Consider the following 22,995-nt stretch of genomic DNA (forward strand, 5'->3'; position numbering starts at 1 on the left):
CTTCGACTGGTTCTCCTCGTGACGGAGCACAGGATCAGACGAAGGCCGCCCTCATGTCAGGCGAATGCCCAGGTGAGTGACCACGTTCGGGACACCGTTCGAGGCCAGAAGAAAAAGAACAAGCTCACCGCGGGTCCACGGTCACCTCCCGCGCCGAGGGCGTCCGGAGCGTCGGTCGACTCCGGTCGGGTGGCGCCTCCCTCAGCAGGCGCACCGAGGCCGGGGCGCTCCACGTGTCCCGGCCCTCGGCGCGCAGCGCCCGCAGCGCGGTCAGGCCCGGCTCGAGCGGCGCGGTGCTGACACCGGCCTCGCGGGAGGCGGCCATGATGTTCGCCAGGGCGGCGAACTGGACGTCGAGCCCTTGTATGAGCCGGGGCTCCTCCCCCGTCGCCAACTCGGCGTCGACCTCGGCGGCGAAGGCGGGCAGCAGGCCGAGCATGCTCGTCAGCCAGGGCACCAGCAGCTCGGTCACGCCCACCGCGCTCCCCTCCTTCCGCGAGGTGGCCAGGGCGACCGCGTGGTGGAAGCCGTCGAACATCAGATTCATCGCGCCGAGGAGCGCCAGGTCGTGGAGCGCGGCCAGCCCGATGTCCTCGCCCAGGTGCCGGGCGTCGCCCAACTCGGCCAGCGCCTCGCGGTGCGCGTCGAAGATCCGCCGCTCCCCGCTGTAGAGCACGAACGCCCCGGGAGTCGCCACCGTGGTCGGAACGGCCATGATCCCGCCGTCCAGATACTCACCGCCGTGGCCGCCCACCCAGGCGGCCATCTCGGCGGCGCCCGCCGGGGAGCCGTTGGTGAGATTGACCAGGGTGCGGCCGCGCAGCCCGGCGGCCGCCGGTGCCAGGACCTCCCGCATCGTGGCGTGGTCGAGCAGGCAGACCACCACCAGCGGAGCGGCGGCCAGCGCCTCGGCGGGCGAGGCCGCGCGGACCGCGCCCCGCTCCACCAGCTCGTCGGCCCTGGCCGCCGTCCGATTCCACACGGTGACCGGCCGCCCCGCGGCGAGAAAGGCCGCGGCCAGCGCCCGCCCCATCGCCCCGAGCCCGATCACCGCCACCGGCGCGGACACCCCCGCCGCCGACGAGCTCCTCGCACCCGCATCGCCTCTCATGACCGAACTCCCCACTCCTGAAGGCCGGGACGACCCCTCGCCGTCCCACGCACTCCAGCCTCACCCCGATCACTCAGCGTGACAAGTACCCACTTCAAAGTGGCCACTTACCCCCGGGAAAGCGGCACACCCTCCGCGCCCGCTCCCCCGCGCCGCCAGGAGCCGTTCGCCCCGGGAGGGGTCCCCGGCGCCGAAACTAGGGTCGCGCACAGGTGCAGGGCGAGCGGCCGGTGGAGGGTGGCGGGGCATGGGGGACGACGAGGAACGGCGGCGGCTGCGCGGGGAGGTCGACGGGCTCAGGGACGAGGTGGCCGGGCTCAGGGAGCGCGCGGCCGAGCGCCGACGCGCCCCACGCGCACCAGGGCGCCCGCGCGCACCACAGCGCTCACTCACACCGCCGCGCCCGCTCGCACGCCGGCGCCTGCTCGCCGCCGCGGTCGTCGCGGGCGGCACGGCCACCGCGCTGCTCGCCCTCGGCGACTCGGACGGCTCCGCCGACCCCGGCGGGCCCGCCGACCCCGGCGCGCCGTCACGCGACGCCCCGGGCGCGCGCCCCGAAACGCCGCCGCCCCCGCGCGGGTTCCCCGAGCGCCCCACGCTCCGCGCCCTCGGCCCGCTCCCCGGCCATGGCAACCGGCTCGCCGGGCTGTGGTTCAGCCCCGCCGCCCGCACGCTGGCCGTCAGCGAGGCGGACACCGGGCGGCTGCGGCTGTGGGACGTCGCGACGCGACAGCCGCTCGGCGAGCCGCTGACCTCGGCCCATGTGGCGTTCCTCACCGTGGCGTTCAACGGCGACGGCACCGCGCTCGCCACCGGCGGCGGGGACCGCGCGGAGCTGTGGCGCGTCCCTTCCCTCGAGGCGGTGGGCGAGCCGCTGACCCGACGGGAGCACGCGGTCGACGCGTTCGAGGCCGTGGCGTTCAGCCCGGACGGCACCGTGCTCGCGGCCGGTGGCCCCGCGGTCACCCATGGCCAGGACATCGCCGAGGTGCGCCTGTACGACGTCGCGTCGCGCGCTCCGCTCGGGCCCCCGCTGACCGGCCACGGGGGCGGCGTTGAGCGGCTGGCGTTCAGCCCCGACGGGGCGGCGCTCGCGGTGGGCGGCTCGTTCGAAGGCGACGGCGTCGTGCGGGTGTGGGACGTGGCGGCGCGCACGCCGGTGGGCGAGCGGCTCACGGGGCATCAGGGCGGCGTCGGCGAGCTGGCGTTCAGCCCTGACGGGGCCGCGCTCGCGGTGAGCGCGTTCGTGGGGGACGGTGTCGTGCGCTTCTGGGACACGACGAACGGCAGGCAGCGCGGCGAGCCGCTGATCGCGCACAGCGGGGGCGTGCGCGCGATGGCGTACAGCGGGGACGGAACGGGCCTGGTCACGTTGGGCACCCGCGGTGATCGCGGATTGCGCTTCTGGGATACGGAAACGCACCAGGAACGCTCCCGACCGATCGCGGTCGAGCACTACTTCAACGCGTCCGCTCTCTCCGCCGACGGGCTAACGCTGGCGACCCACGAGGACGAGACCGTACGGCTCTGGCGCATCGAGCAGGGCGAGTAAGGCGAGTAGGGCCAGCAGGGCCAGCAGCCCGAGGAGGAGCGAACCGACGGTGGACCCGGACATGGAGCAGAGCCGACCGGACGATAATGCGCTCCGACAGGAGCACAGCGATCTGGTGGCCGAACGAGACCGTTTGCGCCAGCAGTTGAACGAACCGCCGCCCTCCCGGCGCCGCCTCCTGATCGGCGCGGGCGCCGCCCTCGCCGTGACCGCCGTCGCCGTGCCCACCGCCCTCGCGCTCCTCGGCGGCGACAACGGCACCGACGCGAACGGCAACGGCCCCAACGGCAACGGCGGCGCCCCGAACGACGGCGGCACCGGCGCGCACGCCCCCGACGCACCGCCCACTCCCGAGCCGTTGCGCCCGCCCCCGCCCGTCCCGCTCCCCGAGCGCCCCCGGCTCACGCCCCTCGGCACCCTCACCGCGCACCGCGACGAGATCTCCGCGCTGCGCTTCAACCCCGACGGCACCCGCCTCGCCTCCGTCGAGACGTTCGACGGCGTGCTGCGCCTGTGGGACGTGGCGGCGCGGAGCGAGGCGGCCGACCCGCTGCTGTCCTCGCTGGCCGTCTTCGAGACCATCGCCTTCTCCCCCGACGGCCGCTCGTTCGCCGCCTCGGGCTTCCTGGACGACGAGATCCGCCTCTACGACACGGGTACCCGCCGCGCCCGCGGCGAGCCCTTGGCCGTGGACGGCGCCTACCGGCTGGCGTTCAGCCCCGACGGGGCGACGCTCGCCCGCGTCGACCGTTCCGGATTCGACGGGCTGCGGCTGTGGGACGTGGCGAGCGGCGCCGAACTCGCCCATCCGCCCGCCGACTTCGGCGGCACGCCCGAGATCCTGGCGTTGAGCCCCGACGGGGCGACGCTCGCGCTCGCCGCGGGCTCCGAGGTCCGCTTCTACGACCCGGCCACCGGCGAGGAGACGGGGCCTCGGCTGCCCGAGCACCGGGGCAGCGCGACCGGCCTCGCCTGGAGCACCGACGGCAGCGGCATCCTGACCGCCGACTACGCGGGGCTGCACACCTGGAGCGCCGAGACGCACGCGCGGGTGGGGCGGGTGGACACGGGCGGGACGTTCGCCCGCTTCGCCCTGAGCCCCGACGGGCGCACCCTGGCCACCACGACGTTCCAGGACCGCGAGATCGCCCTCTGGCGCCTGGAGTAGGAGCGCCCGGCGCGCCCGGAGCGAGAGGAGCGCCGGGAACACGAAGCACCCGATCTCCGCACGGGCATTGACACCCGAGGAGATCAAGTGATCTATTCACTATATGAGTCACAACGAGGTGTCGCTGTCCGAGCGGCTCGCGGACAGCATCGTCGCGATCATCCGCACCGAACGGCTCGGCCCAGGCGACGCGTTGGCCTCCTCGCGGGACCTGGCGCGCCGCTTCGAGGTCACCACGCCGACGGTGCGCGAGGCGTTGCGGCGCCTCGAGGCGATGGGGGTCGTGGAGTTCAGGCACGGCTCGGGGACCTATGTGGGGCCCGGGATCGACCGCCGCCTGTTGGCCAATCCTCATCTGCGCGGCCGCAGCCGGGCCTCGGTCCTCGAACTGGTCGAGGCGCGCCTCGTGCTCGAGCCCGCGATAGCCGCCGCGGCGGCCAGGGCGCGCGAGCCGGTCGCCGTCGAGCGGTTGGCGGCGGCCACGGACAACGCCCTCCACCCGCCGGGCGACTCCCTCCGCGTCGCCCTGCACTTCCACGTCACGCTCGCCGCCGCGAGCGGCAACGCCCTGCTGCGCGAGGCCGTCGAGGCGCTGCTCGCGGTCAGGGCGCCCGAGCAGACCGAGATCAGGCACCGGTACAACGACCGCGTCCGCGACCACGCCGAGCATGTGGCGATCTTCACCGCCGTGCGCGACGGCGACGCGGACGAGGCCGAACGCCTCACGCGCGAGCACCTCATCGCCATCAGGGACGCGGTGGCCGCCGCCGACTTCCCCGAAGACCCCCGGAACCCCCGGGACCCCGCGGACCCCGCGGACCCCGACCCGCGAGGAATGCCCCGATGAGCGCCCCCCGCCCTCACCACCTCGGCGACATGACCACGGCCGAGGCCGCCGAGGCCGTCACCGCGAGCCCGGTCGTGCTGATCCCGGCGGGCGCGTTCGAGCAGCACGGCCCCGGGCTGCCGCTCGCCACCGACCTGATCAGGGCCGAGCGCGTCTGCGACCTGGTGGCCGCGGGGCTGGCGGGGCGCGCGGTGATCGGCCCCTCGCTGCCGGTCGGGGTCTCCCCGCACCACCGCGCGTTCGCCGGGACGGTGAGCATCCGCCCGGCCACGCTGGCCGCGTTGGTCGCCGAGTACGCCGCCGACCTGCACCGCCACGGCTGGCGCAAGCTGCTCGTGGTCACCGGGCACGCGGGGAACAACGCCACGCTCGGCACCGTCGCCCAGGAGTTGCTCGGCTCTCTCCCCGAACTGGAGTTCGCCTGGACGCCGTTGACCGCGCTCGCCGGTGACGTGGTCGCCGGTCTCGGCGTCAGCGAGGTGCACGGCCACAGCGGCGAGGCCGAGACCGCGCAGCTCCTCCATCTGGCCCCCCACCTGGTCCGCGCCGACCGGCTCACCGCCGGGTCGACCGCGTTCCACCAGCTCACCCCGCTCGCCAGGCTGACCCGCGGCGGACACCCCGCCCTGGCCCTGCCCTACGAACGCCTCACCCCCAACGGCGTCCTCGGCGACCCGACGCGCGTCACCCCCGACGACGGAGCGGCGGTCGTGGACGCGATCGTGTCCCGCCTCGTCGCGTTCGTCGACGCGTGGCTGGCCGCCTGACGCCGCCGCACCGTCCCCACGGCCCGAGGCCCCGAAGTCCCCTTGGTCCCCGAAGACCTCGAGGGACCTCGGAGCCCCCCGAGAAGCACCGCTCCCGCTCGGACGCCGGACATCGACGTCCGGCGAAAGGAACCTGCCATGAAACGTGCCACGAAGCGCACCCGACCCCGCCTCCTGGCGAGCGCCGCGACCGCCCTGACGGGCCTGACCCTGCTCGGCGGCCCGCTCGCCCCACCCGCGACGGCCGCCACGACCGCCACAGCCGCCCCACCCGCGACGGCCGGGACGAACGCCACCAACGCCGAAGCCACAGGCCGCGGTTGCCGCCTCCCCGCTCCCCAGGAGCCCGGCACGAGCGCCGACCACACCCTCGCGAGCGGCGGCCTCGCGCGCGGCTACCGCCTCCACCTCCCCGAGGACTACGCGTCCCGCCGCGGCTGGCCCGTCGTGCTCGCCTTCCACGGCAGGGGCAACACGGGCGCGGGCACCGAGGAGTTCTCGAAGCTGTCCACGCTGCCCGCCGTCGTGGTCTACCCCGAGGGCGTCGTCGGCACGGGCGACGGCGACCGGCAGGCGTGGCAGGGCGCGCCCTACGCCGCGCCCGGCGTGGACGACGTCGCGTTCACCGCCGACCTGCTCGACGCGCTGACCGCCGCGCTGTGCGTGGACGAGCGGCGGGTGTACGCGACCGGCAAGTCCAACGGCGCGGGGTTCGCGGCGTTGCTCGCGTGCCGCATGGCCGACCGCGTCGCGGCGATCGCCCCGGTCGCCGGGGCGTACTACCCGGGCACGGGCGAGGGCTGCGCGCCCTCGCGGCCCGTCCCGGTGATCGCGTTCCACGGCACCGGCGACGTCACCATCCCCTACGGCGGCGACGCCGACCGCGGTCTGCCCGCGATATCCGGTTGGGTGGCCGCGTGGGCCGGGCGCAACGGCTGCGCGGCGGACCCGTTCACCCGCGCCGTCAAGCCCGACATCGCGGTCTCGCGCTGGGTCGGGTGCGAGCGCGGCGCGCGGGTCGAGCACGTCGCCGTCGCCGACGGCGGGCACACGTGGCCGGGCGCCGACTCCTACAGCGGCGGCGGCGTCACCACGCAGACCATCGAGGCGCACGAGGAGCTGTGGCGGTTCGTGCGCGGCCACCGCCTCCCCGCCGCGGCCAGCGCGTCGGCCACCGCGTCGGCGCGTTGAGGGGGGCCGACATGACCTCACCCACGCTCCCCCGCGAGGACACCACGGCCCGACTCCCCTGGATCGTCCGCGCGATGGCGGTGATCGAACGGGCGGGCAACGCGCTGCCGCACCCGTTCTGGCTGTTCTGGATCCTGTCAGGAATCCTCGCCGCGATCAGCGCGATCCTGGCCGCCGCGCATGTCTCCGTCGTCTCCCCGAGCGACGGCGAGACGGTCGTCGCGCGGAGCCTGCTGAGTGGCGAAGGCCTCGCCATGGCCGTCTCGACGATGATCGAGAACTTCGCCACCTTCCCGCCGATGGCCACGATCGTCGTGGTGATCATGGGCGTGGCCGTCGCCGAACGCAGCGGCTTCCTCGCCGCGGTGATGCGCGTCGGCGTCTCCAGGGTGCCCGCGTCCTGGGTGGTCTTCGCCGTCGCGTTCGCCGGGACGGTGGCCCATGTGGCCTCCGCCGCCGCGTACATCATCCTGGTCCCGCTGGGCGGTCTCGCGTTCCGCGCGGTGGGGCGCTCCCCGATCCTCGGCGTCGTCGTCGCGTACACGTCGATCGCCTCGGGCTACGACGCCAGCCCGGTGCCCACGCCCAACGACGCGATCTTCGCGGGCATCACCACCGCCGCGGCGAAGATCGTCGGCGGCGAGGACGCGTATGTGTCGCCGCTGAGCAACTGGTTCTTCAACATCGCCTCCTCCGTCCTGCTGGCCGCCGTGATCACGCTGGTCACCAAGCTCGTGCTGAGCAGGCGGCCCGACCTGGACGCCGACCCCGACGCGGAGCTCGATGACCTGGGCGCGCTGCGGCTGAGCGACCGGGAGCGGGCCGCGCTGCGCCGGGCGACCGCCGCGCTCGTGGTGGCGCTCGCCGCGCTGGTCGCCGTGATGGCGCCGCACGGCTCCCCGCTGCGCGGCGAGGGCGGCAGCATCGTGGAGTCGCCGCTGCTGGACGGGATCGCCGCGGTGGTGGCGTTCCTCTTCGGCCTGGTCGGCATCGTCCACGGCGTCGGCACGGGCACGATCAGGCGGGCCGGTGACGTGCCGAGGCTGATGGCCGAGGGCATCAGGCAGATGGCACCCGTGCTGGTGCTGTTCTTCGCGATCGCCCAGTTCCTGGCGTACTTCGACTGGACGCGGCTGGGCGACGTGCTGGCCGTGCGCGCCGCCGAGGCGCTGGAGCACAGCGGGCTGCCCATCGTGGTGATCTTCCTGATGGTGCTGGTGCTGCTGACGCTGGTCAACGTGATGGTGACGAGCGGCTCGGCGATGTGGGCGCTGGCCGCGCCCGTGCTGGTGCCGATGCTCATGCTGGTCGACGTCCCGGCGGAGACGACGCAGGCGCTCTTCCGCATCGCCGACTCGGGCTCGACCGCGATCACGCCGATGAGCCCGTACTTCGTGATGGCGCTCGGCTTCCTCCAGCGTTACCGGAAGAACGCGGGCATCGGCACGCTCGTCTCCTACACGCTGCCGCTCGCCGTCGCGATGACGGTGGCGTGGACGCTGCTGTTCCTGGCCTGGTGGGCCATCGGCATCCCCCTCGGGCCCGGCGCGCCCGTGCGCTGAGCCGCCCCCACCGAACCGCCCCCGCAGGGCCACCCCCGGGGCCGGGGCGCCGATCTCCCCGGCGCCCCGGCCCCGCCGTCACGCCCCGGCCTCGATCTTCGCGACGCCGAGGGCCCGCGCCACCACGCGGTCGGACAGGCCCGTGGGCAGGCGGCCGATCGTCGGCAGCAGGCCCGCGCCACGGCCCGCGGTCCACAGCGCCTTGGGCCGCCTCGCGTGCACGGCCTTGACCAGGACCTTCGCGATGTCGTCGGGGTCCGCGAGCGACATGCGGGCGCTCGCCTCCGCGGCCGCGGCCAACTGCCGCTCGTACAGGGCGACAAGCGCCGGATCCGCCACCGCCCTCGCCTTGGCGCTCGCCTCCGCGGCCTTGCTGAGCACCGGCGTCCTCGTGCCCGTCGGCTCGACCACCACGACGGGGATCCGCCAGGGCGCGAGCTCGACGCGCAGCGCGACGCTGAACGACTCGAGCGGGCCCTCGACGATGAGCCCGGCGTTGTTGACCAACGCGTCGAGGCCACCGCCGTCCACCGCGGCCCCCACCGCCCCGGCCGCGGACGCGACCGAGTCCGGGTCGGTGACGTCGACCGTGAGCGGCGTGACGCCCGCGACGCCCGCGAAGAGCGCCGCGTCCGCGGGGCTCCGCACCCCGGCGAACACGCGGTCGCCGCCGAAGGCCTGATCGAGATCGAGAGCGAGGGCCCGCGGGCGCGCAAGACCTACCGGCTCACCGAGGCCGGGTCGCGCGAGCTGCACACGTGGCTGCTCACCGAGCCCGACCACACGCTGCGGTTCGAGCCGCTGCCGCGCTCGCTGTTCGCGTGGCGGCTCGCGCCCGAGGAGCTGTTGGGCCACCTGACCGCGGAGGCGGACCGCTACCGCGCGATGCGCGACATGTACCGGCGCTACGCGGACGCCAAGGACGCGGGCGCGTTCGGCAGCGGCCCCCCGGTGGAGGCGATGCGCACCACGCTCGAGGCGGGCGTCAGGATCTTCGACTCCCTGGCGGAGTGGGCGGACTGGGCCAGGGCCCGCGCCGACCACGCCGAGGCCACGGGAGACCACGGGAGACCACGAGTGACGGCCCCCCGCGTATCCGCCGTCTCCTGACCCCCGTTCAGGGCGTGCCGAGCAGCGCCGCCAGCGCCCCGGTCGCCGCCTCCGTCACCTCCGTCACCTCCGCCGCCGGTGTCGGGGTGTGGCGGGACAGGTGGCGGGTGAGGTCCGCCGCGGGGGCGTCGAGGTACGGGGCGGCGCGGAGCGCGGCGTCGTCCGCGTCGCGCGCCAGGCCGTGCTCGACCAGCAGCGCGACGGCCGCGTCCCACAGCCCTGGGTCGTCGATCAGGTCGCGGACCGTCCCGATCCTCCGCTCCACCGGCGGCGGTTCGGGCACGGTCCAGGAGTGGCGGCCATGGCCGACCTCCCGCGTCTCCCCGCCCGGCAGGCACACCGTCGCGCGGGTGCCCACCGGGATCACCGCCTCGACCGTGAGCCGCCCGGCCGCCCTGCGCCAGCCCGCGCTCGCCTCGCCGTAGGGCGTGAGATGGCGCGCCGAGGCATGGGTGAACGCGCGGTACGGATACGGCCTGACCATGATCTCGCGGTAGCCGGGCGCGGCGGGGGCCAGGCCCGCGAGGGCGCGGTGCAGCCAGTCGGCGACCGCGCCGAGGGCGTAGTGGTTGAACGATGTCATCTGCCCGGGGTTGACGCTGCCGTCGGGGAGCATCGAGTCCCAGCGCTCCCACACCGTCGTGGCGCCCATGGTGACCGGGTAGAGCCAGGAGGGGCAGCCGCGTTCCATGAGGAGGCGGAACGCCAGGTCCGCGTGGCCCGTCGAGGTGAGCGCGTCGGTGATCAGCGGCGTGCCGACGAAGCCGGTCGCGATGTGGAAGCCCCCCGCGCGCACCAGGTCCGCCAACCGCCGCCCCGCGGCCTCACGTTGCCCGGGCGTGGGCAGCAGCGCCCACTCGATCGCGAGCGCGTACACGGTGGGCGCGTCGGAGAGGACGCGCCCCGCGCCGGTGACATAGTGCCGGGCGAACGCCTCCCGCGTCGCGGCGGCGAGCGTCGCGTAGCGCTCCCCCTCGGCCCCGATGAGGCGGGCCGCGCGCGCGGTGATCTCGGCGGAGCGCGCCAGGTGCGCGGTGGCGATGACGTCGCTGTCCGCGCGCGCCGCGAAGGGGTCGTCGGGCGGCGCGGCCGGGTCGAGCCAGTCGCCGAACTGGAAGCCCCCGGCCCGCACCCCGTCCACCGTCAGCGACGCCACCTTGTCCACCCACGCGCGCATCGACGCGAACGACCGCCGCAGGATCCCCGTGTCGCCGTACCGCTGGTGGAGCGTCCAGGGCACGAAGGCGGCGGCGTCACCCCAGGCCGCCGCGGTCGGCCCTTCGCCGCGCAGCACGTCGGGTATCACGAACGGGACCGAGCCGTCCGGGAGCTGATCGGCCGCCAGGTCGGCGAGCCAGGTCGACAGAAAGCCCGCCGTGTCGAACAGGAAGCTCGCGGTGGGCGCGAAGACCTGGATGTCGCCGGTCCAGCCGAGCCGTTCGTCGCGCTGGGGACAGTCGGTGGGCACATCGAGGAAGTTCCCGCGCATGCCCCACACGACGTTCTCGTGCAGCCGCTCGACATCGGGGTCCGAGCACGTGAACCAGCCGGTGCGGCGCAGATCGGTGCCCACCACGACGGCCTCGGCCTCGAAGGAGTCGAACGCGTCGAGCCCGTTCACCTCCGCGTAGCGGAAGCCGTGGAACGTCAGCTCGGGCTCGAGCACCAGGTCGTCCGCCGCGGGCACGACGAACGTGTCCGTGGCCTTGGCGCCGCGCAGCGGGCGCGTGCCCAGCTCGCCGTCCGCCAGGACCTCGGCGTGCCGCAGCGTGACCTCGCCGCCCTCGCGCGTGCCCCTGGTGGTGAGCCTGACCCGGCCGACGACGTTCTGGCCGAAGTCCACCAGCGTCCGGCCCGAAGGCGAGGTCCAGGTGCGCGCCGCGGGCAGCACGTCCGTCACCCGCACCGGCGGGCCCTCGGGCGCGACCAGCCGCCCGAGGTCAGCGTCGAGCACGTCGACCGCGTCGGTCGGGCCCTCGGGCATGGCGCGCAGATCGGTGCGCTGCCCGTCGTAGAGGTCGTCGGCGAGCACGCCGCTCGGGCGCGCCGACCACGAGCCGTCGGTGCCGAACGTCTCGACCAGGCCGCTCTCGTACACCACCTCCAACTGGGCGAGCAACGCCAGCCGTTGCCCGTAGAGGGCGCCCGCGCCCGCCCAGCCGAGGCGGCCGCGGTACCAGCCGTTGCCGAGCAACGCCTCCAGGACGTTCTCACCCTCGGTCAGCAGGGCGGTCACGTCATGGGCCCGATAGCGCAGGCGGTGGGCGTAGCTGGTCCAGCCGGGCTCCAGGACCTCGTCGCCGACGCGCGTGCCGTTGAGCGTCGTCGTGTGAACGCCATGGGCGGTGAGGTAGAGGCGCGCGGAGGCGATGCCGGGGCGCACGGTGGCCGTTCCGCGCAGGAGGGGCGCGGGGTCGCCGACGCGGCCGATGGTCGCGGGGCTCACGAACCTGGCCATCCAGTCCTCCGGCACCAGCAGCCCGGCCTCGGCGGTGACCGGCTCGCCCCAGTCGGTCCAGCGCGCGCCGCTCGCCGCCCTGACCCGCACGGTGGCGCGCTCCCTGGAGGCCAGCGGCGCGAACGGCCAGTCGACGAGCACCTGTTCGGGGGACTCCACGCGGCGGGTGAACGTTCCGGGCACCCCGTCGAGCCGCAGCTCGTAGGCCGTCTGGCGCCAGTCGGGGTCGTCGGTCGCGGTCGTCCAGGACAGGCGGGGCGCGGGGGTTCCCAGGCCCAGGGGGTCGTCGCGGTGCTCGAAGCGGACGGGGCCGACGGTGGCGAAGGTCATGCGGTCTCCAGCCTCGGTGGTGGCCCTCAGCCGTAACACTTCCCGCAGTAGCAGGCGCCGAAGGTGTAGGGCGTGCACGGCGGGCGGCGCGCCCGCGAGGCGCCGTCGCGGGGGCGAGGGGCGCGTCCGGTGCGCGGGGGGCGCGGGGGGCGCGGGTCGTCGCCGCCCGCGCCGACGGCGTCGGACTCCCGACGGGTGCCCGCGCCCGGCGCGGCGCCGCCGCCCAACAGCCGGTCCCTGAACGCCTGTGCGTCCCTGCGCTGCTGGCGCTCCCTGGCCCGCCGCCGCTGCTCCCGCCGGGCCGCCGGAGTCCTCTTCCGCCCGCTCGCCCTGGCCATGGGTTCTCCCTACCCGCCGCAGGGGCAGGGAACGCGCGGGCGACCCCACGCCCGGCGCCCTCGCGAGGCCCCGTAGCGTGTGGCCATGAGCTCCCCCACCCCCTTCGCCACCGTGCGGCTCGACGAGGCGCCGCACGTCACCGCCCCCGACGGGGCGGCGGTCCGGCCGCTGTGCACGCTGCCCGGCGCCAGCTTCGCCCACTTCGAACTCGCCCCGCACCAGGTGACCCAGGCCGTCTCGCACGCCACGGTCGAGGAGATCTGGTACGTGATCGCCGGTCATGGCCACATCTGGCGCCGCCAGGACGGGCGTGAGGAGACCACCGCCCTCACGCCAGGCGTGTGCCTGACGATCCCGCTGGGCACGACGTTCCAGTTCCGCGCGGGAACGGACGGGCTGCGCGTCATCGCCGCCACCCTGCCCCCGTGGCCCGACACCCCGGACGAGGCCCGCCCCGAACAGGGCCCCTGGTAGACGGCTCCTACTCGAACCGCGCGGGGTCGCCCGCGCCATGGCGGACGATCTCGGCCTCGCCCTCGGAGAAGTCGACCACCGTGGTGGGCACGGTCCCGCAGTCGCCGGAGTCCACGACCGCGTCCACCACGTGGTCGAGCCGCTCCTTGATCTCCCACCCCTGGGTCAGCGGCTCCTCCTGGTCGGGCAGCAGCAACGTGCTGGACAGCAACGGCTCGTCCAGCTCGGCCAGCAGCGCCTGGACGACCGGGTGATCGGGGATGCGCACCCCGATGGTCTTGCGCTTGGGATGCAGCAGCCTGCGCGGCGCCTCCTTGGTCGCGGGCAGGATGAACGTGTAACTCCCGGGCGTCGCGGCCCTGACGGCCCTGAACACGGTGTTGTCCATCCGCACGAACTGCCCGAGCTGCGCGAAGTCCCGGCAGACCAGGGTGAAATGGTGCCGGTCGTCGAGCCGCCGGATCGCCCGGATCCGGTCGACCCCGGCGCTGTCGCCCGGGCGGCAGCCGAGCGCGAAGCAGGAGTCCGTCGGATAGACGATGAGCCCCCCGTCGCGAACGATCCCCACCACCTGGTCGACCAGCCGACGCTGGGGGTTCTCCGGGTGCACATCGAAGTATCTCGCCATGCGACGACCCTAGGGGGTGGCGGCGGCCGGGACGGCCGCGCACCAGGCGCCCCTCCCGTGGGCGCCGAGCCGTGCCCCACGGCCGCCCGCGCTAACCCACCTTCCCCACCTCCCTCAACTGATCCGCATGCCGCGTGAGCGCGTCGACACGATCGGCCAGATCGGGATGCGCCCCCGCCACATCAGGTCGCGCCGCCGACAGGGGCCCGATGAGGCCCGACGCGTCGTCGGCGGCGAGCGCGGCGGACAGGGACGCGCGGGCGTCGGCCGACAGCTCGGGCACCGCCGAGATCTGCCCCGCCAACTGCCGCAGATCGGCAGCGTGGCTGCGCGCCCACGCGGTGACCGTGCGATCCCCCGCGCGGCGGTCGCGCGTGGCGCGCACCCGCTCCTCGCCGGTCGAGCCCGGCGGCCCGGGGCGGACGCGCAGATAGCGCCGCTCGGCGGCCTGGCGGCTGGCCACCCCCAGGGGGCGCGCGAGATCGGCCCAGCTCGCGCCCGCGTCGCGCGCCGTCTCGATCAACCCCGACTCCCACCCGGCGAGCCGGTCACGCACCTGCCGCAGCAGGAGCAGCGCGCCCAACACCTGCTCGGCGCTCGCCCCTTCGTCGGCGGCGGACTCCGGGGTCAGATCGGCGGTGCTGAGCGCCTCGTCGATGGCGCCGAGGGCCGCGAACGCGGCGAGGAACGACGTGGGTGAGCCGCCCCGCCCGTCCGGCGGGGGCGGCTGGCCGGATTCGGTCACGAGAGCTTCCTTTCCTGCGGCGCGGACACCGATGTCACCCTATCAATGACATCGGGATTTGTCATCGGATGGATGACATGATACAACGGAGTCAGGTTCAAGCGCACTGGCAGACAGTGACCGACTGGAGGTGTTCTCCGTGTTGATGCACACCGACCCCTTCCGTGAGTTCGACCGGCTGACACAGCAGGTGTTCGCCGGGACGGGCACATGGTCCCGGCCGTCGAGCATGCCGGCGGACGCGTATCGCGAGGGCGAGGACCACGTCCTCGCCCTCGACCTGCCGGGCGTCTCGCCCGACGCGATCGACATCGACGTCGAGCAGAACGTCCTGACCGTCAGGGCCGAGCGCCGCCCCACGGCCTCCGATGACGTGCGGATGGAGATCTCCGAGCGGCCCCTCGGCGTCTTCTCCCGGCGCTTCCTGCTCGCCGACTCCCTCGACACCGACCGCATCACCGCCGACTACGACGCGGGGGTCCTGACCGTGCGGATCCCCGTCACCGAGCGGTCGAAGCCATGCAAGATCCCCATCGGCCAGCGCGCCCGCAGGGCGATCGGCCGCTGACTCCCTGATCCGACCCCACCGGCCGCCCACGCGCGGGGACCGTGCCCCTCCCCGCCGAGGGCGGCCGACCACCCCGACACCCGCACACAAGCTGACGAGAAAGGCGCCGTGACCCCGATGTCCCTCCATCCCCGACCCACCGCGCCCGCCGAGGGCTTGGCGCTCGCCCACGGCACCGGCGATGACCCGGCCGCCACGCGCCGGGACACCGGATCCGTCCCCACCACCCTCGCCGCGCTGCTGGACGACGCGCGGCTCGACCGGGGCATAGCCGCCCTCCCCTCCGGCCCGGAGGCCACCTCGCGCATCATCTCCTCGTAGGAGTGAGCAGCCATGCCATGGCTGCCCAGGATTTCGGGTCCAGCGCGACCACGCGGTCCATCGGCACCCAGGCACCGCTCGGCAGCAGGCCCACCTGCACATGCCTGCCCCGCGGACGCAAGCCCTCAAGGGACGCCGCACAGGCCGCCTCCGAGCCAAAGGCGTCAAGCGACAGATGCGTCCCACCGCCCGTCACCTCCCGCACCACACCACCCGACGACCCGTCGGCCTCGGCGCCGCCCACGCAGACCTCGGCGCCGAGCCGACGGGCCACCTCCAAGGCGCCAGGCGCCCCATCCACCCATGCCAATCGCTCCGACACAGCCGCGTCGCCTCCACCCGCACCGCCACCCCACCGGGCGGCGCCACCGGATCCGGGCACCTCCCGCACCGCAAGCTCCCCACCGAACTCCTCGAACACCACAGCCCGCACAGCACACTCCTCACCTGGACCGCCCCACCCATCCTGCCGTCATGGGACGTTGACGCCGAACGCCCAGGTCGTTCCCGAGCGGCGCCGCGAGCGGATCAGTCGGGCCCCGGCCCGGGCCGCGATCCGGTGCCGGTCACGCGGCGGCGCCACCGAGGACCCGCGAGAGCCGGAGACACCGGACGGGGGGTGACCGCGGGGCGGCGGCGTAGCTCCACCGCGGCCGATACCCCGGTCACCACCAGGGCGAGCGCCGCGCACACGACGATCGCCGCACGCGGGCCCGACCGCTCGATCAGCGGCGCGGCCAGCAGACCGGCGATCCCATACCCGACACCCGCGCCGACATAGAGAAGGGAGAACGCCACGCTCCAGGTGTGTTCGGGCAGGGACCCCTGCACCGCCAGCGCCCTGGCCGCCCCGAACGGCGCCTGCAACGCCCCCGCGCCCCCCACCAGGACAAGCGCCATCGCCTGATGGGTGGCCAGCCCGGTCCCCGCGACACACAGGCCCAACGCGCCCAGCAGCACTGCGGATTGGACGGCCGCCCGCCCCGGCCACGCGCGGGCCCCATAGCCCAGCCCGGCCGCGATGCCCGCCCCCGCCATCACGGTCAGCCACACCCCCGACGCGTCGCCCGAGACGCCCAGCAACGGAAGGAGCCCGAACAGCGAGACGGTCAGCCCGCCGACCGCGAGGTTCGACGCGGCCGTCTGCGCGCACGCGGGAAACAGCGGCGCCAGGTCGCGGGCCATCTCCCGTCCCGACACCACCCGTTGAACGCCGACCGGCCGCACCTCCCGCTGCGCGAAGGCCAGCACGGCGCCCAGCGCGGCGAACCCCGCCATGACCGCCGTGGGCGCCAGCGGCCCGAGCCAGCCGCCGAGCCCCGCGACCAGGACGGGGGCCACCATCCACGCCGAGGTGCCCGCGGCCGACTCGAGCCCGAGCGCCGCCCTGGCCTCACCCGGCGCCAGCCGCAGCACCATCGTGCGCAGCCCGCCGATCGCGCCCGCCGCGACCGCCCCCGCCGAGGCGGCGAGCGCCGCCAGCACCACGAGCGGCACCCGCCCCGCCAGCGCCACCGCGAGACCGAACAGCACGGCCTCCGCGCCCAGCACCAGGGCGAACTCCCGCCGCACCGGCCGCCGGTCGAACCTCCGCCCCAGCGGCGCGGCCGTCAGCGCCTCGGCCAGCGCGTGCGTGCCGACAAGCACCGCCCCGTTCGCCAGCGAGCCCTCCGCGCCCCGCCCCAGATAGACGAGCCCGAGCGGTGCCATGGCCACGGGGAAGCGCTGGCACAGGAACAGGGCGAGCCAGGGCCGCAGGCCGGGGCGGCGCAGCAACGCGCCATATCCGTTACCGGTCATAGGATTAGAAGGTAAGCATGACATGAGGGACCGTCAACGCCTAGAGTGGGCGGCGTGAGTGCGGTCAGTGTCGCGCCGGGAGCGTTGGAGCAGGTCAGGACGTTTCTCAACACCTGGCGCCTGCCGAACGACACGCGGACCCCCGAGGATCTGCTGCCCGGGCTGGCAGGCGCGGAGGCGTCCTGGCGCGCCGCGCTGCCGGATGTGGCGCCGGTCGGCGCGGGCGAGTGGGAGGAGCTGCTGCGGCTGCGCGCCGACCTGAGGGACGCGCTGGGCGAGCACGCGCCCGACGGGCTGCGGGGGTGGCTGGCCCGCCACCCGGTCGTCGCGGCGCTCGGCGACGACCCGCCCGTGCGGCACAGACCCCAGCACCCCGGCGCGGTCGGCGACCTGCTGGCGTTGGTGGTCGACGCCATGGCGTACGGCCGCTGGCCGAGGCTCAAGGCGTGCCCCGACTGCCGCCATGTCTTCTACGACCACAGCCGCAACCGGAGCCGCACCTGGTGCGGCATGTACGCGGAACGCCCCGAGGGTCGCGCCTGCGGAAGCATCGCCAAGGTTCGCACCTACCGGAAGCGCAAGCGCGAGCAGGCCGCCTGAGCGCCCCTCGCCGTTGGACAGGCCCCGGCCGACCAGGGTCAGCACCTCGCGCTCCCGCTCGGTGACGTCGCCGCGCGGCGCGGGCCGCGGCGCCGGGGCTGGCCGGGCAGCGTGGTCGCCGCGGTCGGGGTGCTTGTGCTGCTGCGCTCGCTGTTCCGCGGGGAGACGTACCGGTGGGTCGCGGAGATCGGCGACGCCATGCCGGTGAGCGCGTGGGAGGCGCTGATCCTGAACCCCGCACGCGACCACCCCACGGGGACGTGCCCGGTGTCGATCACCGAGGCGTGGCTGGTCCACCCGGCGTGGCCGGTGGCCGCGGTCGCGCTCGCCCCGGCCGTGGTGCGGCGCCGCGACGTGTGACCGGGACGGGTGCCAGGGACGGGTGACCCGGTGGGCCGTGCTCCGGTCGCACGAAGCCGGGGCGCGGCCAAGACTGGCCGCATACGGCAATCGGCTCTGTGCGGACGATCGCGGCCGCGCGCCGCGCGCCGCGTCGCGGGAACGGGTGATCACGGTGACAACCTCCGCCTTCGGCTCGGGAGATCCCTTCGCCGACTTCTTCGACCGCTTCTTCGGCATGAGCCCCGCGGCCTCACCTCCCGCGGTGCAGCGGGTGCCCATCGGGCGGCTGCTCAGCGACTCCTCGCACGAGCTGCTCGAGGCCGCGGGGCGCAGGGCGGGCGAGGACGGCTCCGACCTGGACACCGTGCACCTGCTGTGGGCCGCGACGCGGGTCGGGCCCGCCCGTCGGGTCCTGGCGCGGGCCGGGGCCGATCCGGACCGGCTGGCCGATGACCTGGCGGGCGGGCTGCCGACCGGGACCCGGTCGGGGGACCGCGCGCTCACCCCGGCGGCCAAGCGGGTCCTGCTGGCGGCGCACGCCCGTTCGCAGGCCGGGGGCGCGTCGTACATCGGCCCCGAGCACATCCTGGCGGCGCTGCTCGAGGAGCCGCGTTCGTCGGCGGGGGCGACGCTGCGTTCGGAGAGCGCGGCGCCCGGCGCGCTGCGGGAGAGCGCGGGGGGCCGGTGGACTCCGGCGGGCGGCGAGCGTGCGACGCCCACGCTGGACGCGTACGGCCGCGACCTCACCGACGAGGCCCGCGGGGGGCGCCTCGACCCGGTGGTGGGGCGCGCGGAGGAGATCGAGCAGACCGTGGAGATCCTCTCGCGCCGCGCGCGGAACAACCCCGTGCTCATCGGCGACCCCGGCGTCGGGAAGACGGCGATCGTCGAGGGCCTGGCGCAGCGGATCGTCGCGGGCGACGTGCCGAAGGCGCTCGCGAACCGGCGGGTGGTCACGCTCGACATGGCGGCCCTGGTCGCGGGCTCGCGCCACCGGGGCGATGTCGAGGAGCGGCTCACAAAGGTGATCGAGGAGGTCACGGCGGCGGAGAAGGGCGTCGTCCTGTTCGTCGACGACGTGCACACGGTCGTGGGCGCGGGGAACGGCCGGGGGAACGACGCGTGGAACGCCGTCGGGAGCATCGTCAAGCCCGCCCTCGCCCGCGGCGACCTCGGCCTCGTCGGCGCGACGACGGTCGACGCGTACCGCGGGACCATCGAGCGGGACGCGGCGCTCGAACGGCGTTTCCAGCCGGTGATGGTGCCCGAGCCCACCGTGGAGGAGACGGTGGAGATCCTGCGGGGGCTGCGCGACTGCTACGAGGCGCACCACCAGGTGCGGATCACGGACGAGGCCGTCGACGCGGCGGCGACGCTCTCCGACCGCTACGTCCGCGACCGCTTCCTGCCCGACAAGGCGCTCGACCTGATCGACCAGACCGCCGCCAGGGTCGCGCTGCGCGACGGCGGCGGCAGCCGGGAGGCGACCGACCTCCAGGACCGCCTCACCCGGCTGACCAGGGAGAAGGACGCGGCCGTCGGCAACGAGGACTTCGAGCGCGCGGCGGAGTTCAAGCAGCGGATCAGGGAGACCGAGGAGCGGCTCGCCGATCTGGGCGAGGAGCCCGCCCAGGTGCCGCTCGTCACCGAGGACGACATCGCGTCGGTGCTGTCCTCGCGCACCGGCATCCCCGTCGCCCGGCTCACCCAGACGGAACGCGAGCGGCTGATGCGGCTCGAAGAGGCCCTGCACCGGCGGGTGATCGGGCAAGAGGAGGCGGTCACCGCGGTCGCCCGGGCGGTGCGGCGCGGGCGGGCGGGGATGGGCGACCCCGACCGGCCGACGGGCAGCTTCCTCTTCCTCGGCCCGGCCGGGGTGGGCAAGACGGAGCTGGCCAAGGCGCTCGCGGAGCTGCTGTTCGGCGAGGATGACCGGCTGGTGCGCCTCGACATGGGCGAGTACCGGGAGAGGCACGCCGTCGCGCGGCTCGTCGGCTCCCCACCCGGCGCTGTCGGCTCCCCGCCCGGCCCCGGCGGCCGCACCGACCGCGTCGGCCGCACCGGCGACGGGGAGGCGGGCCGACTCACGGAGGCGGTGCGCCGCACGCCGTACGGGGTGCTGCTGTGCGACGAGGTGGAGAAGGCCCACCCCGACGTCCTCGGCCTGCTGCTCCAGGTCCTCGACCGCGGGCGCCTGACCGACGCGCAGGGGCGGGTGGTCGACTTCAGGAACACCGTCGTGATCATGACGAGCACCGTCGCGTCGGATCGCGTCCTGGAGCACCGGGGCGCGGTGGACGCGATCAGGGACGACCTGATGGGCGAGCTGCGCCGCCACCTCGGGCCCGAGTTCCTCGACAGGGTCGACGAGACGGTGGTGTTCCACGGCCTCGGGCGTGACGACCTCATCCGCATCGTCGACCTGCCGCTCGAGCGCAGCCGCCGCAGGCTGCACGCGCAGCAGGTGGACCTGGAGGTGACCGAGACGGCCAAGGAGTGGCTGGCCGACCGGGGCCACCGTCCGGGTTTCGGGGCCGGGCCGCTGCGCCGCACGATCCAGTCGGAGCTGGACAACCGCCTGTCGGACATGCTGCTCGACGGCACGGTCAACCCCGGTGACACGGCGGTGTGCGACGTGCGGGACGGGCGGCTCGCCTGTTACGTCAAGGACGGCCGCGCGACGGGACGGGCCACCGCCGGGCCCTGAGCGCGGGCCCGGGGGTGGCCGCCGCGACGGCGCGCCGGTCTACGGTGTTCGACGGCAGGCGCAACGCGAGGCCGAAGGGGCACGCCCATGGAACCCGTCACCGAGAGCATCACCAAGAACCGCCAGTCGCCCGACGTGCTGCGCGCCATGGTGGCGCGCGCGTTCGGCGATGACCGCGTGCCCGAGGGCGAGGGCTGGGCGGAGGAGATGGGCCACGGCTGGTTCAACGTGGCCTACCGCGTGCGGCTGCGCGACGGCGCGTCGGTGGCGTTGAAGATAGCGCCGCCCGCCGGGGTCGAGGTGATGACCTACGAGCGGAACGCGATGCGCACCGAGCTCGCCGCGCTGGCCCTGATCCGCGAGCGCACCGACGTGCCGGTGCCCGCCGTCCTCTTCCACGACGACACCCACGAGCTGTGCGACGCGGACTACTTCTTCATGGAGTACGTGGACGCCGACAACCTCGGCGTCGTCAAGGACGACCTGCCGCCCGAGCGTCACCTCGCGTGCGAGGAGGCGCTCGGCGCCGCCAACCGCGCGCTCAACGGCATCACCGGCGACCGTTTCGGGCCGCTGCTCGGCGGGCCGCCGAGCGGCACGAGCTGGCGCGAGGTCTTCACCGGCCTCCTGGAGAACGTCCTGCGCGACGGCGAGCGGCGCGGCGTCGACCTCGGCCAGGACTACGACGCGATCCGCCGCATCGTGGCCCGGCACGGGGACAGCCTGGACGAGGTGACCGAGCCGGTGTTCATCGAGTGGGACCTGTGGGACTTCAACGTCATGGTGCGCGACGGCGCGCTCGTGAGCATCATCGACCACGAACGGGCGCTGTACGGCGACCCGTTGTTCGAGGCCAGGTTCCTCCCCGTCACCGAGCCCGAGCTGTCCGACGGCACGCTGAGCTTCCTGCGCGGCTACGGCAGGGAGCCGTCGTTCACCGAGGCCGAGCTGACGCGGCGCCGCCTGTACACGATGTATCTCTTCCTCATCATGGTCATCGAGACGGTGTACCGGGGCCACGAGGACCCGTCGCAGTACGACTCCGCGCGCGAGCGGCTGGCGGCCTCGGTCGCCGAGCTGAGCGGCGGGTCGGACGGTGGGGCGGACGACGGGTGGGACGACGGGCTGGACGGCGAGCCTGACTGCGGCCTGTCGCTCGCCGAGCCCGCGCGGTGACCGTGGGCCCGCGGTGAACGGCGGGAGCGGCGGCCGTGTTCAGCGGCGGGCCGCCCGGCCGTGGATCGGCGTCCCCGTGGCCGAGCTGGGTCACGGCCGCTGCCGCCCCGCTGATCCCGCGCCGTCGGGATGGAGGGGCCAGGGGTGCCGCCACCAGGTGGCGCCGTCCTCGATGTGCCGCAGCAGGATGCCCTCGCGGATCGCCCATGGGCACAGGGTCACCGCGGCCAGGCCCATGGCGCGCATCGCCGACTCGGCGACGATCGCCCCGGCGAGCGACTGCCGGGCGCGCGCCGCCGAGATGCCGGGCAGCGCGGCGCGTTCGGCCGAGGACAGCGCCGCCAGGCGGCGGGTCGCGGAGCGCAGGTCGGCCAGCGCCAGCTGACGCCCCCCGCACAGCCGCGCCAGCTGGTGGAACGTCCGCGACGTGCCGACCGCGCGCAACGGCGCCTCCGCCCGGACCCGCCCACCCAACACCCGCAGCGCGTCCGCCACATGGCGCCGCAGCTCCCGTACCGCGCCGACCGACGGCGGATCCCCGTCGGCCAGCCACCGCCGCGTCAACGGGCGCGCGCCGAGCGGCAGCGACACCACGAGATCCGGCGCCTCGCCCCGCCCCAGCGCCACCTCGAACGTGCCGCCGCCGATGTCCAACGACAGCAGCGGCCCGCCGCGGCCACCCGCCCGGCGCCCACCCGTCGAGCCCGCGCCCATCCAGCGCCGCACCGCGAGAAACGTCAACGCGCCCTCGACCTCCCCGGGCAGGGTGTGCAACGACACCCCCGTGCGCCGGTGGACCTCGTCGAGCACGCGCCCCGCGTTGGGCGCGTCCCGCACGATCGCGGTGGCGAACGCGAACGGCTCCCCCGCCCCCCGGCGCGCCGCCTCCCCCAGGCCCGCCCCGACGGCCCCCACCACCCGCTCGACGGCCGCCTCCCCGAGCCACCCGTCGGGCCCGGCCAACTCCCCGAGCCGCAGCGGATACTTGACGGTCCCGACCACCACGGGCACCCGCCCGTCGACCTCCGCCACCACGAGGCACGCGGCGTTGGCCCCCACGTCCAGCACTGCGATACGCATACGCTCCGCTTACCCACGACGACTCCCCGTCACGCGAAACGTCCGCCCCCCTGGCGCGAACATGACCCCTTCGGAACCATTTCCCCCTTCACCGTCGTGGTCATGGGTGACGAACCGTC

The 22,995-nt window shown here is 75.0% G+C and carries 23 protein-coding genes; 14 read left to right on the forward strand and 9 right to left on the reverse strand.

All coding sequences use genetic code 11. The annotated features are described in order from the left end of the window. Positions 1-124: 124 nt before the first annotated feature. Positions 125-1,111, reverse strand: a complete 987-nt coding sequence (locus D7318_RS07590) for an NAD(P)-binding domain-containing protein (RefSeq protein ID WP_120696117.1) — start codon at positions 1,109-1,111, stop codon at positions 125-127. A gap of 247 nt (positions 1,112-1,358) precedes the next feature. Between D7318_RS07590 and D7318_RS07595 the strand changes: the two genes are divergently transcribed. From D7318_RS07595 to D7318_RS07620, 6 genes are all read left to right on the forward strand, one after another. Further along, on the forward strand, positions 1,359-2,663 hold the full coding sequence (locus tag D7318_RS07595; RefSeq protein ID WP_120696118.1) for a WD40 repeat domain-containing protein: 1,305 nt from the start codon (positions 1,359-1,361) through the stop codon (positions 2,661-2,663). A gap of 115 nt (positions 2,664-2,778) precedes the next feature. Continuing rightward, entirely contained in the window at positions 2,779-3,831 is a 1,053-nt protein-coding gene (locus D7318_RS07600; protein ID WP_147437637.1) for a WD40 repeat domain-containing protein, read from the forward strand. 103 nt (positions 3,832-3,934) lie between these two features. Beyond that, a complete protein-coding gene (locus D7318_RS07605) occupies positions 3,935-4,678 on the forward strand; it encodes a FadR/GntR family transcriptional regulator (protein ID WP_120696120.1) in 744 nt (247 codons plus the stop codon). Beyond that, positions 4,675-5,445 carry a creatininase family protein gene (locus D7318_RS07610; RefSeq protein ID WP_120696121.1) on the forward strand — a complete coding sequence of 257 codons (771 nt, stop codon included), beginning with the start codon at positions 4,675-4,677 and terminating at the stop codon, positions 5,443-5,445. Before D7318_RS07605 ends, D7318_RS07610 begins: the two co-directional genes overlap by 4 nt. 138 nt (positions 5,446-5,583) lie before the next feature. After that, entirely contained in the window at positions 5,584-6,636 is a 1,053-nt protein-coding gene (locus tag D7318_RS07615; RefSeq protein ID WP_120696122.1) for an alpha/beta hydrolase family esterase, read from the forward strand. Between the two features lie 11 nt (positions 6,637-6,647). After that, positions 6,648-8,198, forward strand: a complete 1,551-nt coding sequence (locus D7318_RS07620; protein ID WP_120696405.1) for an AbgT family transporter — start codon at positions 6,648-6,650, stop codon at positions 8,196-8,198. Positions 8,199-8,276: 78 nt separating this feature from the next. Here D7318_RS07620 and D7318_RS07625 read toward each other — a convergent pair whose 3' ends face one another. Next, positions 8,277-8,846, reverse strand: coding sequence for a hypothetical protein (locus D7318_RS07625; RefSeq protein WP_147437638.1), 570 nt, complete (start codon positions 8,844-8,846; stop codon positions 8,277-8,279). A gap of 198 nt (positions 8,847-9,044) precedes the next feature. Between D7318_RS07625 and D7318_RS07630 the strand changes: the two genes are divergently transcribed. Beyond that, positions 9,045-9,308, forward strand: a complete 264-nt coding sequence (locus tag D7318_RS07630) for a hypothetical protein (protein ID WP_120696124.1) — start codon at positions 9,045-9,047, stop codon at positions 9,306-9,308. A 7-nt stretch (positions 9,309-9,315) separates the two neighbouring features. Here D7318_RS07630 and D7318_RS07635 read toward each other — a convergent pair whose 3' ends face one another. Together D7318_RS07635 and D7318_RS07640 are read right to left on the reverse strand one after the other, a co-directional pair. Beyond that, positions 9,316-12,096, reverse strand: coding sequence for an alpha-L-rhamnosidase (locus D7318_RS07635; RefSeq protein WP_120696125.1), 2,781 nt, complete (start codon positions 12,094-12,096; stop codon positions 9,316-9,318). A 26-nt stretch (positions 12,097-12,122) separates the two neighbouring features. After that, on the reverse strand, positions 12,123-12,434 hold the full coding sequence (locus tag D7318_RS07640) for a hypothetical protein (RefSeq protein ID WP_120696126.1): 312 nt from the start codon (positions 12,432-12,434) through the stop codon (positions 12,123-12,125). An 85-nt stretch (positions 12,435-12,519) separates the two neighbouring features. Between D7318_RS07640 and D7318_RS07645 the strand changes: the two genes are divergently transcribed. Next, on the forward strand, positions 12,520-12,909 hold the full coding sequence (locus D7318_RS07645; protein ID WP_220729548.1) for a cupin domain-containing protein: 390 nt from the start codon (positions 12,520-12,522) through the stop codon (positions 12,907-12,909). A 7-nt stretch (positions 12,910-12,916) separates the two neighbouring features. Here D7318_RS07645 and D7318_RS07650 read toward each other — a convergent pair whose 3' ends face one another. Together D7318_RS07650 and D7318_RS07655 are read right to left on the reverse strand one after the other, a co-directional pair. Beyond that, positions 12,917-13,537, reverse strand: a complete 621-nt coding sequence (locus D7318_RS07650; protein WP_120696127.1) for an L-threonylcarbamoyladenylate synthase — start codon at positions 13,535-13,537, stop codon at positions 12,917-12,919. 91 nt (positions 13,538-13,628) lie between these two features. Next, positions 13,629-14,282, reverse strand: a complete 654-nt coding sequence (locus tag D7318_RS07655) for a type III effector protein (protein WP_120696128.1) — start codon at positions 14,280-14,282, stop codon at positions 13,629-13,631. Positions 14,283-14,421: 139 nt separating this feature from the next. Between D7318_RS07655 and D7318_RS07660 the strand changes: the two genes are divergently transcribed. After that, positions 14,422-14,850: an Hsp20/alpha crystallin family protein gene (locus tag D7318_RS07660; RefSeq protein ID WP_120696407.1), complete on the forward strand. Its 429-nt coding sequence runs from the start codon at positions 14,422-14,424 to the stop codon at positions 14,848-14,850. A gap of 117 nt (positions 14,851-14,967) precedes the next feature. Then, a complete protein-coding gene (locus D7318_RS33750) occupies positions 14,968-15,171 on the forward strand; it encodes a hypothetical protein (protein WP_183091334.1) in 204 nt (67 codons plus the stop codon). Here the strand turns inward: D7318_RS33750 and D7318_RS33755 are convergent. Further along, complete coding sequence (locus tag D7318_RS33755; protein WP_329604840.1) at positions 15,158-15,604, reverse strand: zinc-binding dehydrogenase; 447 nt, start codon at positions 15,602-15,604, stop codon at positions 15,158-15,160. The genes D7318_RS33750 and D7318_RS33755 overlap by 14 nt on opposite strands. 95 nt (positions 15,605-15,699) lie before the next feature. Continuing rightward, on the reverse strand, positions 15,700-16,971 hold the full coding sequence (locus D7318_RS07670) for an MFS transporter (RefSeq protein WP_147437639.1): 1,272 nt from the start codon (positions 16,969-16,971) through the stop codon (positions 15,700-15,702). A 54-nt stretch (positions 16,972-17,025) separates the two neighbouring features. On the opposite strand from D7318_RS07670, the gene D7318_RS07675 reads away from it, so the two are divergent. From D7318_RS07675 to D7318_RS07690, 4 genes are all read left to right on the forward strand, one after another. After that, positions 17,026-17,571 carry a CGNR zinc finger domain-containing protein gene (locus tag D7318_RS07675; protein WP_147437640.1) on the forward strand — a complete coding sequence of 182 codons (546 nt, stop codon included), beginning with the start codon at positions 17,026-17,028 and terminating at the stop codon, positions 17,569-17,571. Positions 17,572-17,682: 111 nt separating this feature from the next. Next, on the forward strand, positions 17,683-17,931 hold the full coding sequence (locus D7318_RS07680; protein WP_120696131.1) for a hypothetical protein: 249 nt from the start codon (positions 17,683-17,685) through the stop codon (positions 17,929-17,931). A 154-nt stretch (positions 17,932-18,085) separates the two neighbouring features. Beyond that, positions 18,086-20,620 (forward strand): ATP-dependent Clp protease ATP-binding subunit, encoded by a 2,535-nt coding sequence (locus D7318_RS07685; RefSeq protein ID WP_230423498.1) that lies wholly within the window; start codon positions 18,086-18,088, stop codon positions 20,618-20,620. 87 nt (positions 20,621-20,707) lie between these two features. Then, complete coding sequence (locus tag D7318_RS07690; RefSeq protein ID WP_120696132.1) at positions 20,708-21,796, forward strand: phosphotransferase family protein; 1,089 nt, start codon at positions 20,708-20,710, stop codon at positions 21,794-21,796. A 90-nt stretch (positions 21,797-21,886) separates the two neighbouring features. On the opposite strand, the gene D7318_RS07695 is transcribed toward D7318_RS07690, so the two are convergent. Beyond that, positions 21,887-22,876 carry a Ppx/GppA phosphatase family protein gene (locus D7318_RS07695; RefSeq protein WP_120696133.1) on the reverse strand — a complete coding sequence of 330 codons (990 nt, stop codon included), beginning with the start codon at positions 22,874-22,876 and terminating at the stop codon, positions 21,887-21,889. Positions 22,877-22,995: the final 119 nt, after the last annotated feature.

The organism is Streptomyces radicis (genome assembly GCF_003626575.1).
In the GTDB taxonomy this organism is placed as follows: Bacteria; Actinomycetota; Actinomycetes; order Streptomycetales; family Streptomycetaceae; genus Streptomyces; species Streptomyces radicis.

Bases quoted from the DNA above. Each gene is read 5' to 3' on its own strand.
- D7318_RS07590 (WP_120696117.1), bottom strand. From the start codon at position 1,111: ATGAGAGGCGATGCGGGTGCGAGGAGCTCGTCGGCGGCGGGGGTGTCC.
- D7318_RS07595 (WP_120696118.1), top strand. From the start codon at position 1,359: ATGGGGGACGACGAGGAACGGCGGCGGCTGCGCGGGGAGGTCGACGGG.
- D7318_RS07605 (WP_120696120.1), top strand. From the start codon at position 3,935: ATGAGTCACAACGAGGTGTCGCTGTCCGAGCGGCTCGCGGACAGCATC.
- D7318_RS07610 (WP_120696121.1), top strand. From the start codon at position 4,675: ATGAGCGCCCCCCGCCCTCACCACCTCGGCGACATGACCACGGCCGAG.
- D7318_RS07615 (WP_120696122.1), top strand. From the start codon at position 5,584: ATGAAACGTGCCACGAAGCGCACCCGACCCCGCCTCCTGGCGAGCGCC.
- D7318_RS07620 (WP_120696405.1), top strand. From the start codon at position 6,648: ATGACCTCACCCACGCTCCCCCGCGAGGACACCACGGCCCGACTCCCC.
- D7318_RS07635 (WP_120696125.1), bottom strand. From the start codon at position 12,096: ATGACCTTCGCCACCGTCGGCCCCGTCCGCTTCGAGCACCGCGACGAC.
- D7318_RS07640 (WP_120696126.1), bottom strand. From the start codon at position 12,434: ATGGCCAGGGCGAGCGGGCGGAAGAGGACTCCGGCGGCCCGGCGGGAG.
- D7318_RS07645 (WP_220729548.1), top strand. From the start codon at position 12,520: ATGAGCTCCCCCACCCCCTTCGCCACCGTGCGGCTCGACGAGGCGCCG.
- D7318_RS07650 (WP_120696127.1), bottom strand. From the start codon at position 13,537: ATGGCGAGATACTTCGATGTGCACCCGGAGAACCCCCAGCGTCGGCTG.
- D7318_RS33750 (WP_183091334.1), top strand. From the start codon at position 14,968: ATGTCCCTCCATCCCCGACCCACCGCGCCCGCCGAGGGCTTGGCGCTC.
- D7318_RS07670 (WP_147437639.1), bottom strand. From the start codon at position 16,971: ATGACCGGTAACGGATATGGCGCGTTGCTGCGCCGCCCCGGCCTGCGG.
- D7318_RS07690 (WP_120696132.1), top strand. From the start codon at position 20,708: ATGGAACCCGTCACCGAGAGCATCACCAAGAACCGCCAGTCGCCCGAC.
- D7318_RS07695 (WP_120696133.1), bottom strand. From the start codon at position 22,876: ATGCGTATCGCAGTGCTGGACGTGGGGGCCAACGCCGCGTGCCTCGTG.